Origin of the sequence: Candidatus Caldatribacterium sp., assembly GCA_014359405.1 — a bacterium.
Classification (GTDB): domain Bacteria; phylum Atribacterota; class Atribacteria; order Atribacterales; family Caldatribacteriaceae; genus Caldatribacterium; species Caldatribacterium oleiphilum.
Map to the genome: position 1 here is coordinate 1 of JACIZN010000124.1, position 5,102 is coordinate 5,102.

General features: G+C 56.9%; 7 protein-coding genes. 4 read left to right on the forward strand and 3 right to left on the reverse strand.

The window, feature by feature from the left end:
* From H5U36_08760 to H5U36_08770, 3 genes are all read right to left on the reverse strand, one after another.
* Nucleotides 1-186, reverse strand: a 186-nt coding sequence (locus H5U36_08760; protein ID MBC7218207.1) for a helix-turn-helix domain-containing protein, incomplete at its 3' end; no start/stop codon positions are given.
* 38 nt (nt 187-224) lie between these two features.
* On the reverse strand, nt 225-1,247 hold the full coding sequence (locus tag H5U36_08765; protein ID MBC7218208.1) for a sugar-binding transcriptional regulator: 1,023 nt from the start codon (nt 1,245-1,247) through the stop codon (nt 225-227).
* 12 nt (nt 1,248-1,259) lie between these two features.
* Nucleotides 1,260-2,360 carry an alcohol dehydrogenase catalytic domain-containing protein gene (locus tag H5U36_08770; protein ID MBC7218209.1) on the reverse strand — a complete coding sequence of 367 codons (1,101 nt, stop codon included), beginning with the start codon at nt 2,358-2,360 and terminating at the stop codon, nt 1,260-1,262.
* Nucleotides 2,361-2,422: 62 nt separating this feature from the next.
* Here H5U36_08770 and H5U36_08775 point away from each other — a divergent pair, with 62 nt between their 5' ends.
* The 4 genes from H5U36_08775 to H5U36_08790 all read left to right on the forward strand — a co-directional run.
* On the forward strand, nt 2,423-3,325 hold the full coding sequence (locus H5U36_08775) for a DUF72 domain-containing protein (protein ID MBC7218210.1): 903 nt from the start codon (nt 2,423-2,425) through the stop codon (nt 3,323-3,325).
* Nucleotides 3,318-4,085 (forward strand): SDR family oxidoreductase, encoded by a 768-nt coding sequence (locus H5U36_08780; protein ID MBC7218211.1) that lies wholly within the window; start codon nt 3,318-3,320, stop codon nt 4,083-4,085. Before H5U36_08775 ends, H5U36_08780 begins: the two co-directional genes overlap by 8 nt.
* A 15-nt stretch (nt 4,086-4,100) precedes the next feature.
* Nucleotides 4,101-4,718 carry a cyclase family protein gene (locus tag H5U36_08785; GenBank protein ID MBC7218212.1) on the forward strand — a complete coding sequence of 206 codons (618 nt, stop codon included), beginning with the start codon at nt 4,101-4,103 and terminating at the stop codon, nt 4,716-4,718.
* Between the two features lie 2 nt (nt 4,719-4,720).
* A partial coding sequence (locus tag H5U36_08790) for a hypothetical protein (protein MBC7218213.1) occupies nt 4,721-5,102 on the forward strand: 382 nt, incomplete at its 3' end.

Here is a 5,102-nt window from a genome sequence, read left to right on the forward strand (position 1 = left end):
CTTCCCCAGGAAGGGATAGGTCTCTTTGAGCTCTTGAATCCGCTTGAGGAGCTCTGGGGTCCACTTGGGTTTGCGGACCTTTTTGGGTCTTTTTGAGGGTATCAGGCTCTTCAGGTTCCTGGGGTTGAACTTCTTCTTCCAGCGGTAGTAGGTGCTCCGGGCAATGCCGTACCTCCTGCAAGTCACAGAGACAGGGTGGTTCCTGGCAAAGTCGAGGACCTCAGTTAGGATACAGGCCTCTCTTCTTTTTTGTCTACCCTACCTGTTGCAGATCTGTGTGAACCGGGACAGCCCCTTGAGCACTCTTCAAGGAGTGCCGAAGCCGTCACGTCATCGGTGATGAGGATGTTGACGTAACCTCCCCGAAGGGCACCAAGAATCGGCTTGAGCTTCCCCTCTCCTCCCGCCACTCCAATGACCTTTGGAATCCTTTTGAGGTCCCGCAAGGTGAGGGAAATCCTTCGGGAATCAGCCTGCGTGGGAACCTCTTTTCCCTCTAAATCGTAGAAGTTCCCGCAAATGTTACCCACCGCTTTTTTGGCAATGAGCTCATCCACCTCGTGAGGGTAAATGTCTCCGGTGTCAAGGAGCGTGGAACTTGAGGTAACACCCCCAATGCCCACAAGGGCGATATCGACTCGGCGGGCAAGCTCAAGAACCCGAGCGATGCGCTCATCCTGAAGGAGGGCATTCCGGGCCTCCGGGTCCTTTGCGAACGCAGGGGCAAGAAGGTACACCACGCTCCCCCCAAAGCTCTGTGCCAACGCCCGGGCAAGCTCCACCGCCACCACATCCCCTTTGAGCTTCCCGTATCCCCCCATAATCTGCACAACCTGAAAGCCGGGAACGGGCCGCGCCACAAGGAAGGGCACCATGGCAAAGAGGGTTTTCCCGTACGCCACTCCAAGAGAAGTATGGGGCTCGATGATGCTTCGAAGGTACGACGCCGCCACCTGGGCAATGCGTTTTGTAACGGTATCAGCATCCCTTGCAAAGGTTGCCGCCACCCGAACATCCCGAAGATTGAATCGTTCCCGAAGACGTTCTTCAAGAACTTTCGTATCCTCCTGAGCCTCAAGGACCCGAATCTGAACAATCCCCTCCTCCTTTGCCCGGTGGAGGAGCCGTGAGACCTTCTGCCTCGAGAGCCCGAGGACCTCACCAATCTGGTCCTGGGTGAGGTCCTCGTAGTAGTAGAGCTTGGCTACTTCGGCAATGAGCGCGGAATCGTCTCTTCTTTTTGGCAAAGAGTTCACCTCTTAAGGCTTGAGGACCACCCGGATGGCCTCGTCGCCTTTTTCGGCAAGCTCAAGACCTTTTCGGAACCCCTCAAGGGGAAGCTCATGGGTGATGATTTCATCCGCTTTCACCAAGCCCTCGTGGAGGAAACGGATGGCCACAGGATACGTCCAGGGACTGAGGTGAGCCCCACGGATGTCGAGTTCCTTCACGTCCCCGATGATGCTCCAGTCAACGGTGGTCGGAGCGTTGAAAACACTGAACTCCACGTAGCGCCCAAGACGACGGAGCATCTCAAGCCCCTGGATCACGCCTTGAGGGTTCCCGCTTGCGTGGATGTATACGTCGCACCCGTACCCATCGGTGAGCCGCTTCACCTCCTGTGCCACATCCACCACCTTCGGGTTGAGGGTGAGGTCGGCTCCCAGTTTCTTTGCCAGGGCAAGGCGCTTCTCCGAGATGTCCACGGCTATGAGCAAACGAGGATTCCTGAGGCGGGCCACCTGGAGCATCCCAAGGCCTATGGCTCCCATTCCGGCAATGACCACCACATCCCGGAAGGTAACCTCTGCCCGATCCACCGCGTGAATCGCACACCCCAAAGGCTCGATGTACGGCGCAACCCGCAGGGGAAAACCTTCCGGGAGCTTGTGGATGCGAGAGCCCAAAGGCAGGCGCATATACTCGGCAAAACCCCCATCGGCTTCCTTCCGCTTGAAGCCGAAAATGTAGTGCCGCTCGCACATCCAGTACGTCCCTTCCTGGCAGAAGCGGCAGACCCCACAGGGGATAATCTGCTCCACCGCCACAAAGTCCCCAAGGGAAATCCCGTACTTTTCCTTTGCCCCTTCTCCTAAGGCGACCACCTGGCCGAAGAACTCATGCCCGGGGATGACAGGAGGAACAACGTAGGGAGGGTGTCCATTGCCACCCCACACGCGGGGATTCCCATGGAAAGTCTTCACGTCTCCTGCGCAGATACCGCATCCTCCAACCCGGATGAGCACTTCCCCGGGGCCAACCTCCGGGACTTCAACTTCCTCAAGACGAAAATCGTGCGGTGCATAGTTCACCACTGCCTTCATGGTACGGGGAAGATTGGGTACGCTCTCGTATCCCATACCACGACCTCCTTTTTTTTTCAATTCTACCATGCTATACTCCTCCCAAGAAGGTGACCCGAGTGTTCCACGTGGGAACCTGCTCGTGGACGGACAGGACACTCATTGAAGAGAGCGACTTCTACCCGAAAGAGGTCCAGACACCGGCTGAGCGTCTACGCTTCTACGCCAGGCACTTCGACACCGTAGAGGTGGACTCGACGTTCTACGCCTTCCCTTCAGAAAGGAACGCTGTCCTCTGGGCTGAGCGAACACCTCCGGGATTTCTCTTCAACGTGAAGGCTCTATCCCTTTTCACCTTCCACCGCACACCCAGAAAGGCCCTGCCCCTTTTCCTCCTCAGAACCCTTGACCCTGCAAGGCAAAACGCCGAGGAGTTCTCCACAAAAGACCTTCCCGAGTCCTGGCTTGCAGAGGCCCTCCTTGCTTTCCTGAAAACCCTCAATCCCCTCCGGGAGAAAGGAAAGCTTGGGTACGTCCTCTTCCAGTTTCCTCCCTGGTTCCGCCCGGAATCTGAGTCTTTTGCGTACCTTGAGTGGCTTCGAAACCACACCGAAGGCGTTACCGTAGCCTTAGAATTCCGCCACCGGAGCTGGTTCCAGAGGGGAACCTTTCCTCGCACCCTGAAGTTCCTCAGAGACCTCAACCTTGCCCTTGTGTGCGTCGATGAGCCCAATCTTCCCTGGACCGTTCCACCCTTTTTCGAGACCACCCACACCGTGGCGGTCGTCCGCTTCCACGGCAGGAACGAGAGAGCATGGCAAGAGAGGAACCTCCCCGTATGGGAGAAGTTCCGCTACCTCTACTCAAAAGAGGAGCTCCGGGAGTGGAGGGACCGAATCCTCTCGAAGCTCCCTGAAAAAACTGAGGTCTTCGTCATGTTCAACAACTGCTACCGGGATTTCGCCGTGCGGAACGCCTTAGAGATGAAAAAGCTCCTTGGAGAAGGTGGTGCCCATGCATGACTTTTCAGGAAAAAATGTCGTTGTCACCGGAGGCGCCCAGGGGATAGGGAGAGCCATTGCAGAGGCTTTCCTTGAGGCTTCTGCCTCGGTGGCCATCTGGGACGTGGATGAGGAAGCCCTCGGGGAACTCGAGGAAACCTGGAAGGAATGGAAGAATCGGTGCGTTCTTGTAACCTGCGACGTTTCTTCTCTTTCCGACGTGGAAAAAGCGGCCCGAAAAGTCCGGGAGAGCATGGGATTCGTTGATGTTCTTGTCAATAACGCTGGGATCTTCATCGGGAAACCCCTTGAGGAGCTTACGGAGGAAGAATGGGACCGGGTCCTCGGGGTGAACCTGAAGGGCATCTTTCTTGCCACCAAGTACCTCCTGCCTCTTTTTCGGGAAAACGGGGCCATCATCAACATCGCCTCCACAAGAGCCCTCATGTCCGAGCCCCATACCGAACCGTACTCGGCCTCAAAGGGCGGAGTCCTTGCCCTGACTCACGCTCTGGCGATTTCCCTGAGCGAGCGGAAAATCCGGGTGAACGCCATAAGCCCCGGGTGGATTGAGACTTCGCTCTGGAAAAAGTGTTCCCTCCGGAAAGAGCCATCCCTCCGCCCCATCGACCACCTCCAGCACCCCGCAGGACGGGTGGGGACCCCGGAGGACATTGCCGCTGCGTGCCTCTTCCTTGCCTCACCCGCTTCGGGCTTCATCACCGGAACGAATCTCATTATCGATGGGGGCATGACGGTAAAGATGATCTATGCCCCCTGAGGGGGAGGAAAGCGCATGGAAATTTTCGACGTATCCTTGGAGATTGCCGAGGACATGCCCACCTATCGGGGGAGAAAGGAGAAACCGAAAATTGAGCGCATCCGCACCTTAAAGGAAGGGGCCAACGAAACTCGCCTCACCCTTGAAACCCACACCGGAACCCACATCGACGCACCGCTCCACATGCTCCCCTCAGATACCTCCATTGACCGAATCCCCGTTTCTCGATTCATGGGACCAGCAGTGGTCCTTGAGATTCGGAACCGTCCTGCCATCCAGGCGGAGGACCTGAAACCCTTCGAGGCTTTCCTCCTTCCGGAGCACTTTGTGCTCTTCAAAACGGATAACTCTTTCCAGGACCTTTCCCGGGACGACTTCGTGTACCTTACAGAAAGCGCTGCTTCTTTTCTTGCCGCAAAGAAGCTCAAGGGCATCGGCATCGATGCTCTGGGAGTTGAGCGGAATCAGCCGGATCATCCGACCCATCGGATACTCCTTGAAAGTGGCCTCGTCATCGTCGAGGGGCTCTTCCTTCGGGACATCACCCCGGGACTGTACTTTTTCGTTGCTCTGCCGCTCAAGGTCCGGGGAGGGGATGGAGCTCCGGCTCGGGCAGTGCTTCTGCGGATGTAGCGATGCGGACGCTTGTCTTTTTCGGTGCCACGGGAAATCTCTTCACCCGGAAAATCCTCCCCGCCCTGTCCACCCTCTCGAAGGAAGAGGATTTCAGAGTCGTTGCCCTGGGCCGCCGCTTCAAGGACGCTGCATCGTACCAATCGTTCATCGCCGAATTTCTCCCTGAGCCCTCTCCTCTCTTTGACCGCCTCACCTACCTCCAGGGAGATGTCCTCAACCCCAAGGATCTCATCCTGAGGCTTTCTCCCCTCCTTGGAGAAGGTCCTCTCTACTTTTACCTTGCCACGCTTCCTTCCCTCTACCGGAAGGCGCTCTCCTCCATCGGGGAGCTCATCACCCAGAGAAACCCTGAGGAGCTCTTTGTTGCTCTGGAAAAACCTT

Excerpts from the sequence above, each read along its gene's own strand:
- H5U36_08785 (MBC7218212.1), top strand. The coding sequence starts at position 4,101 with ATGGAAATTTTCGACGTATCCTTGGAGATTGCCGAGGACATGCCCACC.
- H5U36_08770 (MBC7218209.1), bottom strand. The coding sequence starts at position 2,360 with ATGGGATACGAGAGCGTACCCAATCTTCCCCGTACCATGAAGGCAGTG.
- H5U36_08780 (MBC7218211.1), top strand. The coding sequence starts at position 3,318 with ATGCATGACTTTTCAGGAAAAAATGTCGTTGTCACCGGAGGCGCCCAG.